12 protein-coding genes and 1 riboswitch are annotated in these 19,903 nt (G+C 66.4%); of the genes, 6 read left to right on the forward strand and 6 right to left on the reverse strand.

The genetic code is table 11. The features are described 5' to 3' along the window. Positions 1-69: 69 nt before the first annotated feature. The 4 genes from LL962_RS09525 to LL962_RS09540 all read left to right on the forward strand — a co-directional run bounded on the left by LL962_RS09525 (position 70) and on the right by LL962_RS09540 (position 6,657). Positions 70-1,803, forward strand: coding sequence for an ArnT family glycosyltransferase (locus tag LL962_RS09525; protein ID WP_228316719.1), 1,734 nt, complete (start codon positions 70-72; stop codon positions 1,801-1,803). 99 nt (positions 1,804-1,902) lie between these two features. Further along, positions 1,903-2,667, forward strand: a complete 765-nt coding sequence (locus LL962_RS09530) for a phosphatase PAP2 family protein (protein WP_441004863.1) — start codon at positions 1,903-1,905, stop codon at positions 2,665-2,667. Continuing rightward, positions 2,664-4,328, forward strand: a complete 1,665-nt coding sequence (locus LL962_RS09535) for a phosphoethanolamine transferase (protein ID WP_104584355.1) — start codon at positions 2,664-2,666, stop codon at positions 4,326-4,328. Before LL962_RS09530 ends, LL962_RS09535 begins: the two co-directional genes overlap by 4 nt. 313 nt (positions 4,329-4,641) lie before the next feature. After that, complete coding sequence (locus LL962_RS09540; RefSeq protein WP_228316721.1) at positions 4,642-6,657, forward strand: M2 family metallopeptidase; 2,016 nt, start codon at positions 4,642-4,644, stop codon at positions 6,655-6,657. A gap of 88 nt (positions 6,658-6,745) precedes the next feature. Here the strand turns inward: LL962_RS09540 and LL962_RS09545 are convergent, their stop codons facing one another. Together LL962_RS09545 and LL962_RS09550 are read right to left on the reverse strand one after the other, a co-directional pair. Beyond that, on the reverse strand, positions 6,746-7,150 hold the full coding sequence (locus LL962_RS09545; RefSeq protein WP_104584359.1) for a hypothetical protein: 405 nt from the start codon (positions 7,148-7,150) through the stop codon (positions 6,746-6,748). Between the two features lie 16 nt (positions 7,151-7,166). Next, on the reverse strand, positions 7,167-8,420 hold the full coding sequence (locus tag LL962_RS09550; RefSeq protein ID WP_228316749.1) for a multidrug effflux MFS transporter: 1,254 nt from the start codon (positions 8,418-8,420) through the stop codon (positions 7,167-7,169). A 248-nt stretch (positions 8,421-8,668) separates the two neighbouring features. Beyond that, a riboswitch (glycine riboswitch) is annotated at positions 8,669-8,783 on the forward strand. 90 nt (positions 8,784-8,873) lie between these two features. Here LL962_RS09550 and gcvP point away from each other — a divergent pair. Both gcvP and LL962_RS09560 read left to right on the forward strand, forming a co-directional pair. After that, positions 8,874-11,816 (forward strand): aminomethyl-transferring glycine dehydrogenase, encoded by a 2,943-nt coding sequence (gene gcvP / locus LL962_RS09555; RefSeq protein ID WP_228316722.1) that lies wholly within the window; start codon positions 8,874-8,876, stop codon positions 11,814-11,816. 698 nt (positions 11,817-12,514) lie between these two features. Beyond that, complete coding sequence (locus tag LL962_RS09560; protein WP_228316723.1) at positions 12,515-14,617, forward strand: catalase; 2,103 nt, start codon at positions 12,515-12,517, stop codon at positions 14,615-14,617. A 144-nt stretch (positions 14,618-14,761) separates the two neighbouring features. On the opposite strand, the gene LL962_RS09565 is transcribed toward LL962_RS09560, so the two are convergent. The 4 genes from LL962_RS09565 to LL962_RS09580 all read right to left on the reverse strand — a co-directional run bounded on the left by LL962_RS09565 (position 14,762) and on the right by LL962_RS09580 (position 19,566). Continuing rightward, on the reverse strand, positions 14,762-15,490 hold the full coding sequence (locus LL962_RS09565) for an AraC family transcriptional regulator (protein WP_228316724.1): 729 nt from the start codon (positions 15,488-15,490) through the stop codon (positions 14,762-14,764). A 122-nt stretch (positions 15,491-15,612) separates the two neighbouring features. After that, positions 15,613-16,098 (reverse strand): hypothetical protein, encoded by a 486-nt coding sequence (locus LL962_RS09570; protein ID WP_228316725.1) that lies wholly within the window; start codon positions 16,096-16,098, stop codon positions 15,613-15,615. 376 nt (positions 16,099-16,474) lie between these two features. Further along, positions 16,475-18,595, reverse strand: a complete 2,121-nt coding sequence (locus LL962_RS09575; protein ID WP_228316726.1) for an alpha/beta hydrolase family protein — start codon at positions 18,593-18,595, stop codon at positions 16,475-16,477. Positions 18,596-18,723: 128 nt separating this feature from the next. Then, complete coding sequence (locus LL962_RS09580; protein WP_104584373.1) at positions 18,724-19,566, reverse strand: transporter; 843 nt, start codon at positions 19,564-19,566, stop codon at positions 18,724-18,726. Positions 19,567-19,903: the final 337 nt, after the last annotated feature.

Below are 19,903 nucleotides of genomic sequence, written 5' to 3' on the forward strand. Positions count from 1 at the left end.
GCGCACCGAAGTTCCGACGGAATTCCGACCCTGCTGCCCGCTATCGTTTCGCCCCCTTTCCAACCGGGCGTGCGCGTGTCGCCTGCCATTTCCACCTCCGTGCGCCGCCGGCGCGCCCTGTTCGCCGCACTGGTCCTGATCGTGATGAGCCTGCTGGCCGGGCTCGGCATGCGCCAGCCCAATCCGCCGGACGAACCGCGCTTCGTGCTGGCTGCACGCACCATGGTCGAGACCGGCCAGTGGTTGCTGCCGCACCGTGGCAGCGAACTGTACGCGGAGAAGCCGCCGGTATTCATGTGGATGCAGGCGGCGGTCTACCGGCTGTTGCCGCACTGGCCGGTCGCGTTCCTGCTGCCCTCGCTGCTGGCCGCACTGGCCACGCTGTGGCTGACCTGGGATCTGACGCGCCGGCTCTGGAATCGGCGCATTGCCGGCCATGCGGTGCTGGCCCTGTTCGCAGTACTGCAGTTCGGCCTGATGGCCAAGCGCGCGCAGATCGACATGGTGCTGGTAGCGCTCACCACGCTGTCGTTGTGGGGGCTGCTGCGGCATCTGTTGCGTGGTCCGGACTGGGGCGCCTGGCTGTTGGGGCTGTTCGCCGCCGGCGTCGGCACGGTCACCAAGGGCGTGGGTTTCCTGCCGCTGCTGCTGTTGTTGCCGTGGATGGCGCTGCCGCGCCGGCACTGGAGCGTGCTGCCGGCGCGCGCCTGTGCCGGGCGCAGCTGGTTGCTGGTACTGCCGGCATTCGTGGCCGGTACGGCGGTGTGGCTGGCGCCATTGTGTCTCGCGTTGCTGCGCAGCGAAGACCCGCAACTGCACGCGTATGCGCACGAACTGCTGTTCAGGCAGACCGGCACCCGCTACGCGCATGCCTGGCATCACGTCAAACCGGCCTGGTACTACCTGCAGGTGATCGCCACGCTGTGGTTGCCGGGCTGCCTGTTGCTGCCCTGGCTGCTGCCGGCCTGGTGGCGCCGGCTGCGGCGCGGCGATCCGCGCTATGTGCTGCTGCTGGCGTGGAGCGTGCTGGTACTGCTGTTCTTCAGCGCCAGCCCGGGAAAGCGCGAGGTCTACATCTTTCCGATGCTGCCGGCGCTCTGCGTGGCGGCCGCGCCGTTGCTGGCCGGGCTGCTGCGCCGCCGCGGCGTGCGCGCCGTGCTGACCGGCTATGTGGTGCTGCTTGCGCTGGCCGCGCTGCTGCTGGGCGGCGGCATCGCACTGCATCTGCATTGGGCGGAACACACCGCCCTGAAACGCGGCATGGAGCTCGCGTCGCTGCAGTCGGTGGGGTTCTGGCTGCTCGGCCTGGGCGGGATCGGCGCAGGCCTGGTCGTGTGGTCGCGCGGCAGACGCGCCGGGACCGCGGTGATCGCGATGACCGCTGCGCTGTGGACGGTCCATGGCCTGGGGCTGATGCCGGCGCTGGATCCGTACAGTTCGTCCGCGCGCCTGATGCAGCGTGTCGGGCAGCGCATCGGGCCGGACGCCGAGCTCGGCATGCTGGCCTGGCGCGAGCAGAACCTGCTGCAGGCCGACCGGCCGGTGACCGATTTCGGCTTCAAGGCGAGCTGGCAGCAGCAGTGGGCGAAGGCCGGTCCATGGCTGGCGCAGGCGCCGGAAAAGCGCTGGTTGTTCGTCCTCAGCGAGGCGGTACCGGCGTGCATCGATCCGGCCCAGCGCATCGATATCGGCGAATCCAACCGCAATCGATGGCAATTGCTGCCGGGCACGGCGTGGCACGCCGGTTGCATCGCTACTGCATCCGACACCGAACAAACCGGTAGCGACGGCGATGCAGACTGAACGCCCGGTGTCGGGTTAACGGCCGGGCAACTCCGGTCCGACCGCTCTCCGACATACGGGTTTCGAAGATGTCACACATTGACACAAGCCCACCTTTCGATGACCACGCTTTCCGCCTACTCGCCCATCCAGCGTCGCGCCACCGCGCTTGCGCCCACACGCTTTCTTGCCGTGCATCTGTGGCTGCCGCTGGCAGGCACGTTACTGGCCAGCGCCTTGCTGATGGGCGCCGGTGGCGACCAATGGATGGCGGATCTGCTGTACCGCCTGGAAGGCGGACACTGGTTGCTCAAGGAGCATTGGTTCACCAGCGGCGTGGTCCACCGTATCGGCAAATGGCTGAGCACGGCGGCTGGTGTGAGCGTGGTGATCCTGGCCGTGGCGGCATGGTGCCGGCCGCGCCTGCGCGTGCTGCGCTGGCCATTGACCTACCTGGCCGCGTCGGTCGCCGTGTCGACGTCGCTGGTGTCGCTGCTGAAGGCATGGACGGCGATGGACTGCCCATGGGACCTCGCCCGCTACGGCGGCACGCGTGCCATGGTCGGCGTCTTCGAGTCGCGCCACGGCATCGCCGCCTCCGGATGCTTTCCTGCCGGACATGCCAGTGCCGGCTATGCCTGGGTCGCCCTGTATTTCTGTGCGCTGGCGCTGCGTCCTGCATGGCGGCTGCCGGGTTTGTCTGTGGGACTGGCGGCCGGTCTGATCTTCGGGATCTCGCAACAACTGCGCGGCGCGCATTTTCTGTCGCACGATCTCTGGTCGCTGGCGGTGTGCTGGCTGACCGCGCTGAGCCTGTACTGCGTGATGCTGGCCCGGCCGCCGCGCGCATTCGATGCGATGTTGCCAGCGGGTGATGCAGCATGAGCACCTGGCTGCCGGAACCACGCAAGCGCGCCCGCTCACGGGCGCTGACCTGGAGCGTTCGCCCGACCCTCTCGGCCGAAACCCTGATCCTGCTGACCAGCCTGTTCTTCGCGCTAGTCTGCAACCAGCTGTTCTGGCGCACGGCCATGGCCACGCACCCGGGCAGTATCGGGTTTGCGATTTCGTTGATGGCGCTGCTGGTGGCCGTGCATGCACTGCTGCTGGGCCTGCTGGTGTGGCGCTGGAATGCCAGGCCGCTGCTGACCTTGCTGCTGTTCACCACCGCGCTGGCCGCGCATTACATGGACAGCTACAACGTCTATCTGGATGCGGACATGCTGCGCAACGTGCTGCATACCGATCACAAGGAATCGCGCGAGCTGCTCACCCCCGGGCTGATCCTGCCGCTGCTGTGCTACTTCCTGATTCCCACGGTGCTGCTGTGGCGCACGCGCCTGCGCGCGCGCAGTACTGGCAGGGCGCTGCTGGTTCGCGCCGGCTTCCTGCTGGCGGCCGCGCTGCTCGGCCTCGCCGGCGCCATGCTGTCGTTCCAGGATGTCTCGGCGTTGATGCGCAATCACCGCGAAGTGCGCTACCTGGCCACCCCGATCAACTACATCGTCGCGCTCCGGCAGAACCTCAAATCCAGCTCACCGATCCAGCACGCGCCCAAGCAGCCGGTGGAACACGATGCCACGGCCACGCCACGTGCACCTGGCAGCCGCCCGCGTCTATTGTTGATAGTGCTGGGCGAAACCGCACGCGCGCAGAACTGGGGCCTCAACGGCTATGCCCGCCAGACCACGCCCGAGTTGGCGCAGGCCGGTGTGATCAATTTCCCCGACATGCATTCCTGCGGCACCAGCACCGAGGTCTCGGTGCCCTGCATGTTTTCCCCGTTCGGTCGCCGCGACTACAACGAAGACCGAATCCGCAGCCATCAGTCGCTGTTGCACGTACTCGAACACGCCGGCATTTCCACGCTGTGGCGTGACAATCAATCAGGATGCAAGGGCGTGTGCGACGGCCTGGACATCCAGAAGCTCGACGATGCCACCACGCCGGGGCTATGCGCCGACGGCCGCTGCATGGACGAGATCCTGCTCGGCGATCTGGCCGCGCAGGTGCGGGCCAGACCCGGCGACCGGGTGGTGGTGCTGCATCAGCTGGGCAGCCACGGGCCAAGCTACTTCCAGCGCTATCCGGCCGCCTTCGAACGCTACAAACCGGTCTGCAAGACCGCCGACCTGGGCAGCTGCAGCCGCCAGGACATCGTCAATGCCTACGATAATTCGATCGGTTACACCGACCACTTCCTGGCACAGGCCATCCACACCCTGCGCGGGCTGCCCGACTACGACACGGCGATGATCTACCTGTCCGATCACGGCGAATCGCTGGGCGAGAAGGGCCTGTATCTGCACGGCGTGCCATACGCCATTGCGCCGAAGGAGCAGACCCACGTGCCGATGGTGATGTGGTTCTCGCCGGAGTTCGCCCGCAGCCGGGGCCTGGACGAGTCCTGCCTGCGCCACCGCGCCGGCCAGTACACCGACCAGGATGCACTGTTCCCGTCGGTGCTGGGCCTGATGCAGGTCAAGACCAGTGTGTACGCGCGCGAGCGCGATCTGTTCGCTCAGTGCACGGCCAAGCCAGGCTGATGCCCCTGCGCTAACCGATCACGATGCACTGGAAGGACGCGCAGATTCCCGGTCGCGCGGCCTGTCCGACGGCCACGCCGGGCCGCACCTCAGGCCTTTGCCCGACCCGCCACGGATCGCCGGCCTGACCGTCGACGTTCACGATACCGCTCCAGCGACCCGGCAACCGCTGGGCCTGCCGCGTTCCAGGCGCAGGCACAGGACCGCTTGCGCGCTGCCGATCGCCACGCTGCGAACCTGCCTGCACCGGCACCGCTTGCCCTGAAGCCTGGCGCGCTCTAGCCTTCGCCGGACTTCACCGCAAGGACCACCCGTGAATCCTCGTCTGCTGTTGCTGGCACTGGCTGTGGCTGCCGGCACCCTGTCGCTGTCGGCCTGCCGCCGGGAGGCGACGCCGCCAACCGCACCCACGACCGCCAAACCCGCACCCGCCGAAAGCGCCGACGCCTTCGTTGCGCGCATCGGCGCCGAGTACAAGGCGGCCTATCCGGAGATCACCGCCGCGCAATGGCTGTCGTCGACCTATATCAACGGCGATTCGCAGCTGCTCGCGGCCAAGGCCAACGAGCGCTCGCTGGCGCAGCTGGATCGCTGGATCGAACAATCCAAGCAATACGCGGGCACGCCGATGTCGGCAGACAGCGCCCGTGCATTGCAATTGCTCAAGCTGATGAGCGCCCTGCCCGCTCCGCGCGACCCGGCCAAGCTGGCCGAATTGACCCGCATCGCTGCCAAGATGGAAGGCGACTACGGCGCCGCCAGCTATTGCACCGGCGAAGGCGAGCAACGCCGCTGCCGGCAGCTCGGCGAGCTGGAACAGGTACTGGCCAGCAGCCGCGACTACGACGAACAACGCGATGCCTGGCAGGGCTGGCACGCCACCGCGCAACCGCTGCGCAAGGACTACCAGCGCTTCGTCGCGCTGGCCAACGAGGGCGCGCGCGGCCTGGGCTTTGCCGATGTCGGGGCGATGTGGCGCAGCGGCTACGACATGCCGCCGGCGCAGCTGGCCAGCGAAACCGACCGGCTGTGGGAGCAGGTCAAACCGCTGTATGCGCAACTGCAGTGCTACGCGCGCGGCAAGCTGGACACGCAGTACGGCAAGGACAAGGGTGAGCTGCCTGGCGGGCTGCTGCCCGCTCACCTGATGGGCAACATGTGGCAGCAGGACTGGAGCAATCTGTGGGACCTGCTGCAGCCCTACCCGGGCGCCGGCGACCTGGACATCACCGCTGCCCTGGAAAAGCAGTACCAGGGCAATCTGAGCGCGGCGCTGGCGCGCGGTACCGGGAGCGAGGGCGGCGCTGCGGCACGCTTCAATGCCGAGCGCGAAGCGCAGCTGCGCACCGCCAGGCAGATGACCGAGCGCGCGCAGGACTTCTACACCTCGCTGGGCATGCCCAAGCTGCCGGAGACCTATTGGCAGCGTTCGCAGTTCATCAAACCTCTGGACCGCGATGTGGTCTGCCATGCCAGTGCCTGGGACATGAACATGGGTGGCGAGCCGGGCCAGGGCATCGGCGCGGATGTACGCACCAAGATGTGCATCAAGCCTACCGAAGAAGACTTCACCACCATCTATCACGAGCTCGGCCACATCTATTACGACCTGGCCTACAACCCGTTGCCACCGCTGTTCCAGAACGGCGCCAACGACGGCTTCCACGAGGCCATCGGCGACACCATCGTGCTGGCGATGACGCCGAAGTACCTGCAGTCGATCGGGCTGGTCGGCGAACAGCAGGGCGGCCGCGAAGCACTGATCAATTCGCAGATGCGCATGGCCTTGAGCAAGGTGGCATTCCTGCCGTTCGGCCTGATGATCGACCGCTGGCGTTGGGGCGTGTTCGACGGTTCGATCGCGCCGGAGCGTTACAACCAGGCATGGTGGGAACTGAAAGCCCGCTACCAGGGTGTGGCACCGGTCGGCACGCGGGGCGAAGAGTTCTTCGATGCCGGCGCCAAGTACCACGTGCCGGGCAATACGCCGTACACGCGCTACTTCCTGGCGCATATCCTGCAGTTCCAGTTCTACAAGGGCCTGTGCCAGGCCGCCGGCCATCAGGGCCCGCTGTACGACTGCAGCTTCTACGGCAACAAGGACGCCGGGCAGAAATTCTGGTCGATGCTGCAGCGCGGCTCCAGCCAACCGTGGCAAACCACGCTGAAGGAACTCACCGGCAGCGACACGCTCGATGCCGGGCCGATGCTGGAGTATTTCGCGCCCATGGACGAGTGGCTGAAGCAGCAGAACCAGGGCCGGATGTGCGGCTGGCAGGCGGAAGCGAACGTCGGCAGTGCGCCGGTCGCTCCTGCGCCGAACCGCTGATTCGATTATCGCAATCCCAATCGCGCTGGCGCGCGATGCGGCTTCCCCTTGGGGCCTCATCGCGCGTACGGCAGGCGACGCCTGCGACTCAGTTGAGCTTGGTACCTGCCTGGAGCCGCTCGCTGAGCCGGGTCTTGAACTGTTCGAACTCCATGCCATCGGCCTGGGCTTCGGCATGCGCGGCAGCCTTCAACGCGTCCGAGTAGGTCAGCCGCACCGGCGTGCCCTGGCGTTCGTGCAGTTCGGCCGCGCGCATGATCAAGGCCAGCACCTGCGCGGCGCTGGTGCTTTCGCCGGCGATGCGGCCGTCCATGCCCAGCACCCACTCGCCGTCACGGCGGACGATGCCGGCCAGTAGCGTGCGTTGCTGGTCGCGCAGTTCGGCATGCGGTTCGATCGGCGATTCGGCGGTGGCCTTGGCGGCGGCCTGGTTGCGCTGGCGCTCGGCGGCGCGCTTGCGGGCATCGCGGCGCAACTTGGAATCGGTGGACATGCAGGCTCCTGTCGGGTCAAAGGTGGTCGGCCGGTTCCAGAGGCACCGCCTCGGTGGCCTGGCGGTGACGCAGGCGGCGGCCGCTGCGGCGCTCCCAGCGCCAGAATAGCCACCCCAGCAAGAAAAAGCCGGTCATGCCGATCGCCAGATGCCGCGGATGCGCGCTCAGCAGCGGCGACAGCACCCCCGCCACCACCGTATTGGTCATCAGCTGGGTGAAGGCCTGCAGCGAGGACGCCAGGCCGCGCTGGTGCGGGTACATGTCCAGCACCGCCAGCGCCAGGATCGGGAAGATCAACGCCATACCGACGCCGGCCAGGAAGATCGGCAACACGGCCCATGGCAAGGCGATCTGCGCCACCGCCAAGGTGTAGCCCAGGTTGACCAGCGCGGCCACGCCGCAGCAGATGAAGCCGATGCGGATCTGCCGCACCGGCTGCATGCGCCCGGCCATGCGCCCGGACAGGAACGAGCCCAGCGTCATGCCGCCGATGGTGGGAATGAACAGCCAGGCGAAGTCGCCCTCGCCTAACCGCAGGTGCTGCATGATCAGCACCGGCGCCGAGGCGATGTACAGGAAGATGCCGGCGAAATTGAACGACCCGGCTGCGGCCAGCCGCTGGAAGCGCGGGTTGAAGCCGATCCGCACATAGTCCTGCAGCAGGCGCTTGAACTGCAGCGGCGTGCGCGCCTGGACCGGGTGGGTTTCCGGCAGCCAGACCAGGGTTGCCACCAGCAGCACCAGACCGAACACCACCAGGAACCAGAAGATCAGTGGCCAGCCGGCGCCGCTGAGCAGGATCCAGCCGCCGATGATCGGCGCGATGGCCGGCGCGATGCCGAAGATCATCGATACCTGGCTCATCAGCCGCTGCGCATCCGGGCCATGAAACAGGTCGCGGATGACCGCGCGGCCGACAATCATGCCCACGCCTGCCGACAGTCCCTGCAACGCACGGAACGCCAGCAGCGTGGGCAGGTCCTGCGACAGCGCGCAGCCGATCGAGCCGGCGATGAACAGCGCCAGCCCGCCCAGGATCACCCGCTTGCGGCCCCAGGCGTCGGACAGCGGCCCGTGCGCGATGCTCATCACCCCGTAGGCCAGCAGATAGACGCTGATGGTCTGCTGGATCGCCACCTCGTCCACGGCCAGGCTGCGGCTGAGCCGCGAGAACGCCGGGAAGATGGTGTCGATGGAAAACGGGCCGAACATCGCCAGCCCGGCCAGCAGCAGCGCCATGCGTCGGGTGGAGGGCGTGGTGGGGGTCATCCAGTGGTCCGGAACGTGGCGCATGGGGGATGCACTGCGGCGCCTGCCGGTCGCAGCGCCGTATGCGCACAAGGACGCCGATCATAGGCGCTTGCGCAGGCAAGGTTAAGCAAACCCGAGCGTTGCCGATGCGGCACGCGCGGCGGCGCACCGCCACGCTATAATCGACCGGCAACACGGTGGGAGAAGCGGCACTGCCGCTGCCGAAGGCGCAACAGCCCGTAATCGCTCAGGCCCGATACCATCTTCAACACAACTCTGGAGAGACCGGCCGATGCCGGCGCCGAAGGGGCACGGAACGCAGGCAGGCCCAGCGCCATGCCGCGTTCTTAAACTCTCAGGCAAAAGGACAGAGGGGCGCGAGGAAGACCGTCGCTACGATGGGTGGTGGCGCGCGTATGCGCGTCATGCCGGTCGTGGTGCTTCCGACCTTTCGCACGCCCTCTGCCCCGGATGCCCGCCATGTCCCAGACCCCGTCTTCCCTGCGCGACCTCGAACACCACAGCGCGTTCGTCGAACGCCATATCGGCCCCAACGATGCGGAAATCGCCCAGATGCTGGACGTGGTCGGCCACGCCTCGCTGGATGCGATGACCGATGCCATCGTGCCGGGCAACATCAAGTCGCCGGCACCGCTCGCGCTGCCCGATGCGATCACCGAAGAAGAGGCGCTGGCCAAGATCCGCGCCATCGCCAGCAAGAACCAGGTCCGGCGCACCTTCATCGGCCAGGGCTATTACGGCACCCACACGCCGAAGGTGATCCTGCGCAACATCCTGGAGAACCCGGCCTGGTACACCGCCTATACGCCGTATCAGGCGGAGATCTCGCAAGGCCGCATGGAAGCGCTGATCAACTTCCAGACCCTGTGCGCGGACCTGACCGGCATGCAGATCGCCAACGCCTCGCTGCTGGACGAGGCCACCGCCGCTGCCGAAGCGATGACCCTGGCCAAGCGTTCGGCCAAGTCCAAATCCGACACCTTCTTCGTGCACGACGCCGTGCATCCGCAGACGCTGGAACTGCTGCGCACCCGCGCCGAGCCGCTGGGCATCGTGCTGCGCGTGGGCACGCCGGAAGAAGCGCTGCAGGCCGAGTGCTTCGGCGTGCTGCTGCAGTATCCGGACAGCTTCGGTCACATCGGCGATCACGCCGCATTGGCCGATGCCGTGCACGCGCAGGGCGGCCTGGTGGCGGTGGCCACCGACCTGCTGGCGCTGACCCTGATCGCCGCGCCGGGCGAATGGGGCGCGGATATCGTGGTGGGCAATTCGCAGCGCTTCGGCGTGCCATTCGGTTTTGGTGGCCCGCATGCGGCCTTCATGGCCTGTCGCGACGCCTACAAGCGTTCGATGCCAGGCCGTTTGATCGGCGTGTCGATCGACGCTGCAGGCAACCCGGCGTATCGCCTCACCTTGCAGACGCGTGAGCAACATATCCGCCGCGAGAAGGCTACCTCCAACATCTGCACCGCGCAGGTGCTGCTGGCAGTCATGGCCTCGATGTACGCGGTGTATCACGGCCCCGATGGCCTCACCCGCATCGCACGACGCACCCATCGCCTGGCCGCGATCCTGGCCGCCGCACTGCGCAGGGCCGGGATCAACGTGGGCGAGCGCTTCTTCGACACCCTGCACGTCAAGGAGATCGATGCCGATGCGATCCACGCCCGTGCGCGTGCGGCTGGCATCAATCTGCGTGCCATCGACAGCGAAGCGGTCGGCATCAGCCTGGATGAAACCAGCACGCGTGCCGATGTGGTCGCACTGGCGCAGCTGTTCGGTGCCACGGCCGATGTGGATGCGTTGGACACCGCCACCGCCGACGCATTGCCGCAAGGCCTGCTGCGCAGCACCCCGTTCCTGACCCACCCGGTGTTCAATACCCACCACAGCGAACACGAACTGCTGCGCTACATGCGCTCGCTGGCCGACAAGGATCTGGCGATGGATCGCACCATGATCCCGCTGGGCAGCTGCACCATGAAGCTCAACGCCACCGCCGAGATGATCCCGGTGACCTGGCCGGAGTTCGGCGCGATCCATCCGCTGGCCCCGGCCGAACAGTCGGCCGGCTACGCGCAGCTGATCGACGAACTGGAAGCGATGCTGGTCGAATGCACCGGCTACGACGCGGTGAGCCTGCAGCCCAACTCCGGTGCGCAGGGCGAGTACGCCGGCCTGCTGGCGATCCGCGCCTATCACCGCGCGCGCGGCGAGGCCCATCGCGACATCTGCCTGATTCCCGAATCCGCGCACGGCACCAACCCGGCCTCGGCGCAGATGTGCGGCATGACCGTGGTGGTCACCAAGTGCGATGCCAACGGCAATGTGGATGTGGACGACATCCGCGCCAAGGCGGAAAAGTATTCGGATCGTCTGGCCGCGCTGATGATCACCTACCCGTCCACCCACGGCGTGTTCGAAGAGGACGTGGTGGCGATCTGCGAAGCGGTGCATGCGCATGGCGGCCAGGTGTACACCGACGGCGCCAACATGAACGCGCTGGTCGGCGTGGCCAAGCCCGGCAAGTGGGGCTCGGACGTGTCGCACCTCAACCTGCACAAGACCTTCTGCATTCCGCATGGCGGCGGCGGCCCGGGCGTGGGCCCATGCGCGGTGAAGTCACACCTGGCGCCGTACCTACCTCGTACCGGCATCCATGCCGGCGAAGGTCAAACTGCCGCCATCCATGGCGGCGGACTCCACTCCGAAAGAGGGAGTGGACACTCCTCGCGCATCGGCGGCATGGTGAGCGCGGCCAGCTATGGCTCTGCCTCGATCCTGCCGATCAGCTGGATGTACGTGACCATGATGGGCAGCGCCGGGCTGCGCAAGGCCACCCAGGTGGCCCTGCTCAACGCGAACTACATCGCCAAGCGCCTGGCACCGCACTACAAGACGCTGTACACCGGCCGCAATGGCCTGGTCGCGCACGAGTGCATCCTGGACATCCGCCCGCTGGAAAAGACCAGCGGCATCGGTGCCGAAGACATCGCCAAGCGCCTGATCGACTTTGGCTTCCACGCGCCGACGCTGAGCTTCCCGGTCGCCGGCACCTTGATGGTGGAGCCCACCGAAAGCGAATCGCAGCATGAGCTGGACCGCTTCATCGACGCGATGATCCAGATCCGCGAAGAGATCCGCGCCATCGAAGACGGCCGCCTGGACCGCGAGGACAACCCGCTCAAGCACGCACCGCACACCGCCACGCAGGTGTCGGCCAGCGAGTGGACGCATGCCTACCCGCGCGAACTGGCCGCCTTCCCGCTGCCCAGCCTCAAGCAGCAGAAGTACTGGCCGCCGGTGGCACGTGTGGACAACGTCTACGGCGACAAGAACGTGATGTGCGCCTGCATCCCGGTGGATGCATACAAGGAAGACGCCGAGGCGTAACTCCGCGCCACTTCATTCCCGTCGTCGAACCCGGCCGTGTCCTTTCCGGCTGGGTTCGACGGCGGGCATGGAACCAGTCTGTGTTGTCGGTAACCATGGCCATCGTCGGGCCGCACGCGGCAAGCGCTAGCGACGTCCGCGCCTGCGTCGTACGACCCAGGCAAGCATCGCGGCGGCAGCGACCAGGACGATACTCAGGATAGGCCAGAGCACCAGCTCGGCCAGTAGTCCGCAACCGCCTTCGATACAGTCGAACTGGCCGCTCAAGGCCCACCAATAGGCGAGATTGAAAGCGCATAAGGCGCAGACCCCGCAGATTCCCGACCACACGAGGATTTGCTTCAATCGTGTCATGCCGACCGTCCCTGCACGCGCTGCCATCCGGGCCGGACATATAGCACATGTGCTTTCGCTATCCGCAACATCGCCAGCAGTGCATGCCCGCCTCCACCTGCACTCAAGCAGCCACTAGATCTGTTGCAGGCCATCGCCTGCGTCGCGTTGCTTCCTGCACAAGCGTCGTTAGCTGCGCCAACGACGCGACACTTAGCAAGCAGCACACAGTTGCGCACGCTTCAGAGTGGGAAGCCGGTACGGATGTGAGCATTCGTTCGCACGCAGACACATCCGATTAACAGCCACGCTCCCAGGCTCAGGCGGATTAGCTCGCCTCTCAAGCCCGCCAACGTGGAGTCCCCATGGCCAAGTCCCCCAAATCCGCACAGCCGCTCGCTGGTGGCAAGTCTGCAGACGCGCACGACGTGCGCGGCAGCGGCGATGAATTGCATCAGAAAGCCGGTGGCACGCATCCGCAGCTGACCACCAACCAGGGCATTCCGGTTGGCGACAACCAGAATTCGTTGCGCGCCACGCCACGCGGGCCGACGTTGCTGGAAGACTTCATCCTGCGCGAGAAGATCACCCACTTCGATCACGAGCGCATTCCCGAGCGCATCGTGCACGCGCGCGGCAGCGCTGCGCATGGCTACTTCGAACTGACGGCCTCGTTGAGCGAGTACACCACCGCCAGGCTATTGACCGAAGTGGGCGAAAAGACCCCGGTCTTCACCCGCTTCTCCACCGTGGCCGGCGGCGCCGGGTCGGTGGACACCCCACGCGATGTGCGCGGCTTCGCGGTGAAGTTCTACACCAAGGAAGGCAACTGGGATCTGGTGGGCAACAACATCCCGGTGTTCTTCATCCAGGACGCGATGAAGTTCCCCGATCTGATCCACGCGGTGAAGATGGAGCCGGATCGCGGCTTCCCGCAGGCAGCCAGCGCCCATGACACCTTCTGGGATTTCGTGTCGCTGACGCCGGAGTCGATGCACATGATCATGTGGGCGATGAGCGATCGCACCATCCCGCGTTCGTTACGCATGATCGAAGGCTTCGGCATCCACAGCTTCCGCCTGCTCAACGAACGCGGCGAAAGCACCTTCGTCAAATTCCATTGGCGGCCCAAGCTCGGACTGCAATCGACCATCTGGGACGAGGCGGTGAAGCTGGCCGGTGCGGATCCGGATTTCCAGCGCCGCGACCTGTTCGAAGCGATCCAGAACGGCGACTTCCCGGAATGGGAGCTGGGGGTGCAGCTGTTCACCGAGGCAGAAGCCGAGGCGTTCCCGTTCGATCACCTGGATTCGACCAAGGTCATCCCGGAGGAATTGGTGCCGCTACGGATCGTCGGACGCATGGTGCTGGATCGCTGGCCGGACAATTTTTTCGCCGAGACCGAGCAGGTGGCGTACTGCCCGGCCAACATCGTGCCCGGCATCGACTTCAGCAACGATCCGCTGCTGCAAGGCCGGCTGTTCTCCTATCTGGACACGCAGCTCAGCCGCCTGGGCGGTCCGAACTTCCATCAGATCCCGATCAATGCGCCCAAGTGCCCCTTCGCCAACAACCAGCGCGATGGGCACATGCAGATGGGAGTTCCCAAGGGCCGCGTGGCCTACGAGCCGAGCTCACTGCAGGCCGATGCGCCGCGCGAGGCGCTGCGTGGATTCCCCAGCCATGCCACGCCGGCCGAGGATGGCGCGAAAGGCCGCGTGCGCGCGGAGAGCTTTGCCGACCATTACAGCCAGGCGCGGCTGTTCTTCCGCAGCCAGACCGCGCCGGAGCAGGCGCATCTGGCCTCGGCGCTGGTCTTCGAATTGTCCAAGGTGGAGACCGCGCATGTGCGCGAAGCCATTGTCGGCCACCTGCGGCATATCGATGAGAGCCTGGCCAAGCGCGTGGCCGACGGCATGGGCATGACCAGCCTGCCGCCCGCACCACCTGCCGCCGTCGCGCCCACGGATATGCCGTTGTCGCCGGCCTTGCAGCTGATCGGCAGGATGAAGGACACCTTGCAGGGCCGTACCGTCGGCATCCTGATCCACGACGGTTCCGATGCCGCAGCGATCAAAGCCGTGCGCAAGGCGGCCGAAGCGGCAGGTGCCACGGTCAAGATCGTCGCACCCAAGCTGGGCGGCGCCAAACTCAGCGATGGCGCGCAATTGGCCGCCGACGGCCAACTGGCCGGCACGCCTTCGATCGTGTTCGATGCAGTGGCGATAGTGCTGTCGTCGGCAGCGGCAAAGCAACTGACCAACGAATCGGCGGCCCTAGACTTCGTCAGCAACGCCTGGGCCCATCTGAAGGCGATTGCCTACGACGAGGGCGCGCAGTTGCTGCTCAAGGCAGGCAACGTCGGCAAGGACACCGGCATCGTGCCGGTGGCCGACACCAAGGCCTTCATCGCCGCCGCCAAGATCCGGCAGTGGGCGCGCGAGCCGAAGGTGCGCATGCTGGCCTGAGTTCACCGCAAAACCGCCCACCGCAGTTCGGGCGTAACACGCTCTCCCCAGAGCGTTTTGCGCCCGGTTGTTTTCCAGCCACCCTGCAACCACCGCTTGCCCCCAAGCCACCTCCGACAGTTGCCTGGAGGTGCGCGGAGCCAGTCATTCAGCAGCGTGCACCGCGTGAAGCTGCGCATTCGCCAGCGCGCGATACTCGCGTGGCGTCATGCCCACCGCTTGCTTGAATTGCCGCGCGAACGCGCTCTGGTCGCTGAAGCCGCAGGCATGGCCGATCTCGGTCAGGCTCTTGTCTCCGTGCAGCAGATGCATCGCCATCTGCAAACGCAACTTGGCCAGCACCTGTTGCGGGGTGAGCTGGAACACCTTGCGAAACGAACGCTGCAGCTTGGACATCGAGAATCCGGTGATGTCCACCAGCGCCTGCATGCGGATGTTCTGCGCGTAATTGGCGTTGAGATAGGCCAGGGCGAGCCGCAGTTTCTCGTACTGCGATTCGTGCCCGTCCTGCGGGCCCAGGTCGCGCGAAATGCCGATGATGCCGTGCACCTTGCCGTCCACCAGCAACGGACGCTTGCAGGTCAGGCACCAGCCCGGCTCACGGTTGGCGAACAGGTGCAGCTCCAGCAAGTTATCGATGACCTCTCCGGCCAGCACCTGCTCGTCCTGGTTGGCGTAGTTGGCGCCAAGCCCGCTGGGATACACCTCGGCCACGCGCTTGCCGATCAACTCCTTGCGCGACTTCAGGCCCAATCGCCGCAGCATGGTCTGATTGACGTGGGTATAGCGGCCCTCGCGATCCTTGACGAAGAACAGCACGTCCGGCACGGCATCGAACAACGCTTCCAGATCGGCAGGATCGATGCTCTTCATGCAGGACGGGGGCTCGTGATCAGGAAAGGCGCGACATCAGGACGGCGACGCCGCACTGGCTGCGACCACCGTCAACGCACTACCTCATGATACGCCGCGCAGGCTGCGCAGCCTGCAGGCGCTCAGCGTGGCTCTTCGGCCACGGTCGCCGTGGCTGCAGGGGGGCTGACCTTGGCGTTGTCGAGAGAGGCACTGGTCGTGCCCAGGCGGTCGGCCGGCATGCGCCGTGCCGCCCAGCCCTGTACCACGGCCGCTCCGTCCTGCGAACCGACCTGCACGCGCAGGCGCGCGGCGGCAGCGGGCGAGACGAATTCGATCTGGCAGTCGCCCACCGCCATGCAGCTATCGGCGGCCAGCGGATCCACCGGCTGCCAGCCGCGCTCGGCGATCGCTTGCGAAAAGGCGCGGTAGCTCATGCCCGACTTGAGCGTGGCCGGCAGCGGCACCAGCAGCTCGCCGCCGCCGGTTTCGGCACTGCTGCCCGCCGCTGGGGCGGTAGCGGCCGTTGCGCGTACCGGCGCACTGGCCGCCTGCCGCGGAACGGCGCTCCAGGCAGGACTGACGATCAGGGCGAGCCCGAAAAAAGCGGGAGGAACGAAGCTGCGCATGTGGGGAGTTCCTTGCGATCCCGGCAAGAACTGCAGAAGTTAAACAAACGCTATTTTGCCATGCCCGCATGTCGCTGGGGCAATGATATCCGTGCCCGATCAGCCGGCGTTGGCCTTGCCGCACGCCCGCTGACGTCCGGCAAGCGCACTCATCCGGCGCTGTCGTGGCCACACATCGCCGTCTCGAGCGAGCGCTGCAGCAGGCGACGCCCCCACCTGCGCACGTCGTGCGATACGACCGCTGCTGCGGTTGATTGCGTTGTGCCCGGGCCCAGCAATCAAAACGCGCATCGTCCATGCGCATCCAGCGGCAGGCAGGAAGGCCTGCAGGAATCCCGGCACGCCGCAACGAAGCGAAGTGCCGGGACCATTCTGGTCACTGACCTATATGCTGTTTCAACCAGCCATTGACGGTGTCGTGCCACAGGATGCTGTTGTCCGGCTTGAGCACCCAGTGATTCTCGTCCGGGAAGTACAGGAACTTCGATTCGATGCCCTTGCGCTGCAGCGCGGTGAACGCGGCCAGGCCCTGCTCGACCGGGATGCGGAAATCCTGCTGGCCGTGGATCACCAGCATCGGCACCTTCCACTTGTCCACGTGCAGCACCGGATTGAACTTCTCGTAGCCAGCCGGGTTCTGCCACGGCGTGCCGCCGTTTTCCCACTCGCTGAACCACAACTCCTCGGTGGCATAACCCATGGTGCGGTTGTCGAACACACCGTCATGGTCGACCAGGCACTTCCACGGTTGATTCCAGTTGCCTGCCATCCAATAGACCATGTAGCCGCCATAGCTGGCGCCCAGTGCGCAGGCCTTGTCGCCGTTGAGGAAGCCGTACTGCTTCTGCGCGGCCGCCCAGCCCTTCTGCAGGTCTTCCAGCGGGCGGTCGCCCCAGTGCTGGCTGATCGCATCGGTGAAGTCCTGGCCATAGCCGGTGGAGCCGTGGAAGTCGATCATCACCACCGCATAGCCCTGGCCGGCGTAGGTCTGCGGATTCCAGCGATTGCTCCAGCCATTGCCGAAGCTGCCCTGCGGGCCGCCGTGGATCAGGAACGCCACCGGATAGGTCTTGCCTTCCTGGAAGTTGTACGGCTTGACCACATAGCCATACACGGTGTCGTTGTTCCAGCCCTTGAACTTGAACTGTTCGTAGTCGCCGAACTGCACGTCGGGCAGCTGCTCGGCGGCGCTCTGGGTGATGGCACGCAGCCCCTGGCCTTGCGCATCGCTGACGAAGATCTGGTCGCCGCTCTTGAGCGAGCTGCGGGTAAACGCCAGCGTGCCGCCGGCCAGCGTGGGCGCATGCACGCTGCCCTCGCCCACCAGCTTGGTCGCCTCGCCGCTGGCGATATCGATCTTGAACAGCGGATGCTCGCCGAGTTCGTCGGCACTGGTGTAGAGGCTGGCGCCGTCTTCGCTCAGCACGATCTCGCCCGCCGAGCGATCCCACTTGGGCGCAATTTCGCGGGTCTTGCCGCTGGCCAGGTCCATCGCCATCAGGCCGAAGCGATCGGCCTCGAAGCCGGGCCGCTGCATGGCACGGTAGTACAGCGTCCCGCCGTCGGTGCTGAACACCGGGCCGGCATCCCAGGCCGGGTTGTCCGCGGTCAGGTTGACCGGCGCGGCCTTGCCGGTGGCATCCAGGCGGTACAGGTCGAAGTTGGTCTGCCAGGATTCATCGTTGCCGGTGGGCTTGGCACCGGCCCTGGCGTTCCTGCCCGCCTCGGGGCCATGCGGCTGCGGAATGCGCACGCTGGCCACCACGCTGGCGCCATCGGGCGACCAGGCGTAATCGTCGTTGCCCCCGAACGGCTTGGACGGCGCATCGCCGGCCAGCGTGGCACTGATGGCCGAGGCGCCGACCACGGCCTTGGCACCGGCCGCCGGCAACTCGGCCACGAACAAGGTGTTGCGACGGCCGTCGTTCCAGGTGTCCCAGTGACGCACGAACAACTGGTCGTACACCACGCCGCTGGCCTTACTGTTCTTGCGCTCGCCCAGCTTCTTCTTGGTGCAGCCCAGGTCCGAGCCGCAGTCCTGGAACACGCCGGCACTGAAGGCGATGCGCTTGCCGTCCGGCGAGAGCTTGTAGCTGTCCACGTCCACCGCGAAGGCGGTGAGCTGCTGCGGGGTACCGCCGGCCAGAGGCTGCGCGTACAGCTGCTGGCTGCCGGACTTGCTGCTGAGGAAGTACACCGTCTTGCCATCCGGCGACAGCGCCGGGCTGTTGACGTTCCAGCCCTCGGGGGTGAGCCGCTTGGGCGGCGCCGCATCGCGGGTGCGCAGGTTGCGCACCCACAGGCTGGTGGCCGGTTTGCCGTTGGCGGTCTTGGCCTGGCGCTTGGCGAACAGCACCACGCTGCCATCCGGGCTCAGCGTAGGCGCAGACACTCTGTCCAGCGCCACCATGTCGCGCACATCGAAACCGCGCGCGGCGGACAGCGTTGGCAAGGCGCTCAACAGACACAGGGGCAGCAAGGCGTAACGAAGCTTCATCGAGATTCCCGCAACGGCAAAACGTCGATGGTAGGCGTTGCTGCGGCGCACGCGCAAAGGCAGGAGGTCATGCGTCGCCGCCCCGTGCCCACACCTGCCCCACGCCTGCGGCAGGTGTGGGCCATGCCTCAGAAGCGGTGGGACAGCCCCATGTACAGCTGCGCGTCCGGGGTACGCTCGTTGAGGCCGAAATTGGCGCCCACATCCAGCTGCAGCAGCGGATTGAGCAGATAGGTGGCGGCAATGTCGGCCGAGGCCTGTTCGATGGTCTGCGCGGGATCGCGATTGATCGAGGACCACAGCTCCACCGCCATCGACAATCTGGGCGTCAACGGCCGCGCCAGGTTGATCAGGTTGACGATGGCCACGTGCTTGCCGCTGCCGTCGCTGTCGGCCAGCCAATCCAGCTCCGGACCGAAGGTCAGCGAGAAGCTGCGCGGCAGTACGAAGCTGATCGGCACCGCAAGGCCGCCTTCCCAGCTGTCGTTGCCCAGGCCGGTGCGCGCAGTGGGCGCCTTGACGAACGGCAACAGCGCCACGCTGGCGGTATCGCTCTGGTAGACGCGCGCTTTCATGCGCAGGTAGAGATCGCCACCGCCACTGAGGCTGCTGCGCTCGCCGGTTGCACGATCGGTGCTCCTGACCTGCAGCTGCGGGGCCCAGTTGAGCTGCAGATCGATGCGGTCACTGACGCCGTACTTGAGCGTGGGATTGGTGAAGTAGGACGTTTCGGTACGCGTGCCGGGCTGGGTGTCGCGAGCGTAGTTACCGATATCGGTTTCCAGCTGCCAGGCGCCGGCCGGCACGGTGCAGGTGGCATTGGCCTTGGTCGGACGGTCGGTGCACAGCGGCGCCTCGCTGGCGTCCTGTGCGTGCACCTGCCATGAGGCAGCGCATAGCAGTACGGTCGATGCGAGGGTGAGCAGCGGCACGCGCTGGCGCGCGGGAGAATGGGGAACGGCAAACGGCATTGGATGGATTCCATGGCGAAGCGGCGCCATACCGGAAGGCAGGCGCGCGATAACTCAGGGTGGGATGCGGCAGGCCGCGGGCGCCGAGACCTCTCCGGGAGGCATCGATGCCGGCGCACGCTGACCACGAAGGCAAGTGCGGGTGGTTCGAGCTGTCGCGTGCGCGCAGCGGTGGCTGGGAGGACAGGTCGGGGATGATGCGGTCTGCGAATCTCGTGGCGCACCGCGGTGCGGGAGACGCCACGATAGGTAACGGCGGCATAAAGGCGCTATGCCGGCGCCCGGCGTGAAGCGTAAATCCCGCGCAAAGTGGCGTGACCGGTGGTGCTCCGGTGTG

This window comes from Xanthomonas sp. NCPPB 1067 (genome assembly GCF_020783795.1).
In the GTDB taxonomy this organism is placed as follows: Bacteria; Pseudomonadota; Gammaproteobacteria; order Xanthomonadales; family Xanthomonadaceae; genus Xanthomonas; species Xanthomonas melonis.

What these genes read in the sequence shown, in the direction of transcription:
- LL962_RS09565 (WP_228316724.1), bottom strand. Translation starts at nt 15,490, where the DNA reads ATGAAGAGCATCGATCCTGCCGATCTGGAAGCGTTGTTCGATGCCGTG.
- gcvP (WP_228316722.1), top strand. Translation starts at nt 8,874, where the DNA reads ATGCCCGCCATGTCCCAGACCCCGTCTTCCCTGCGCGACCTCGAACAC.
- LL962_RS09530 (WP_441004863.1), top strand. Translation starts at nt 1,903, where the DNA reads ATGACCACGCTTTCCGCCTACTCGCCCATCCAGCGTCGCGCCACCGCG.
- LL962_RS09570 (WP_228316725.1), bottom strand. Translation starts at nt 16,098, where the DNA reads ATGCGCAGCTTCGTTCCTCCCGCTTTTTTCGGGCTCGCCCTGATCGTC.
- LL962_RS09575 (WP_228316726.1), bottom strand. Translation starts at nt 18,595, where the DNA reads ATGAAGCTTCGTTACGCCTTGCTGCCCCTGTGTCTGTTGAGCGCCTTG.
- LL962_RS09550 (WP_228316749.1), bottom strand. Translation starts at nt 8,420, where the DNA reads ATGACCCCCACCACGCCCTCCACCCGACGCATGGCGCTGCTGCTGGCC.
- LL962_RS09580 (WP_104584373.1), bottom strand. Translation starts at nt 19,566, where the DNA reads ATGCCGTTTGCCGTTCCCCATTCTCCCGCGCGCCAGCGCGTGCCGCTG.
- LL962_RS09545 (WP_104584359.1), bottom strand. Translation starts at nt 7,150, where the DNA reads ATGTCCACCGATTCCAAGTTGCGCCGCGATGCCCGCAAGCGCGCCGCC.
- LL962_RS09560 (WP_228316723.1), top strand. Translation starts at nt 12,515, where the DNA reads ATGGCCAAGTCCCCCAAATCCGCACAGCCGCTCGCTGGTGGCAAGTCT.
- LL962_RS09535 (WP_104584355.1), top strand. Translation starts at nt 2,664, where the DNA reads ATGAGCACCTGGCTGCCGGAACCACGCAAGCGCGCCCGCTCACGGGCG.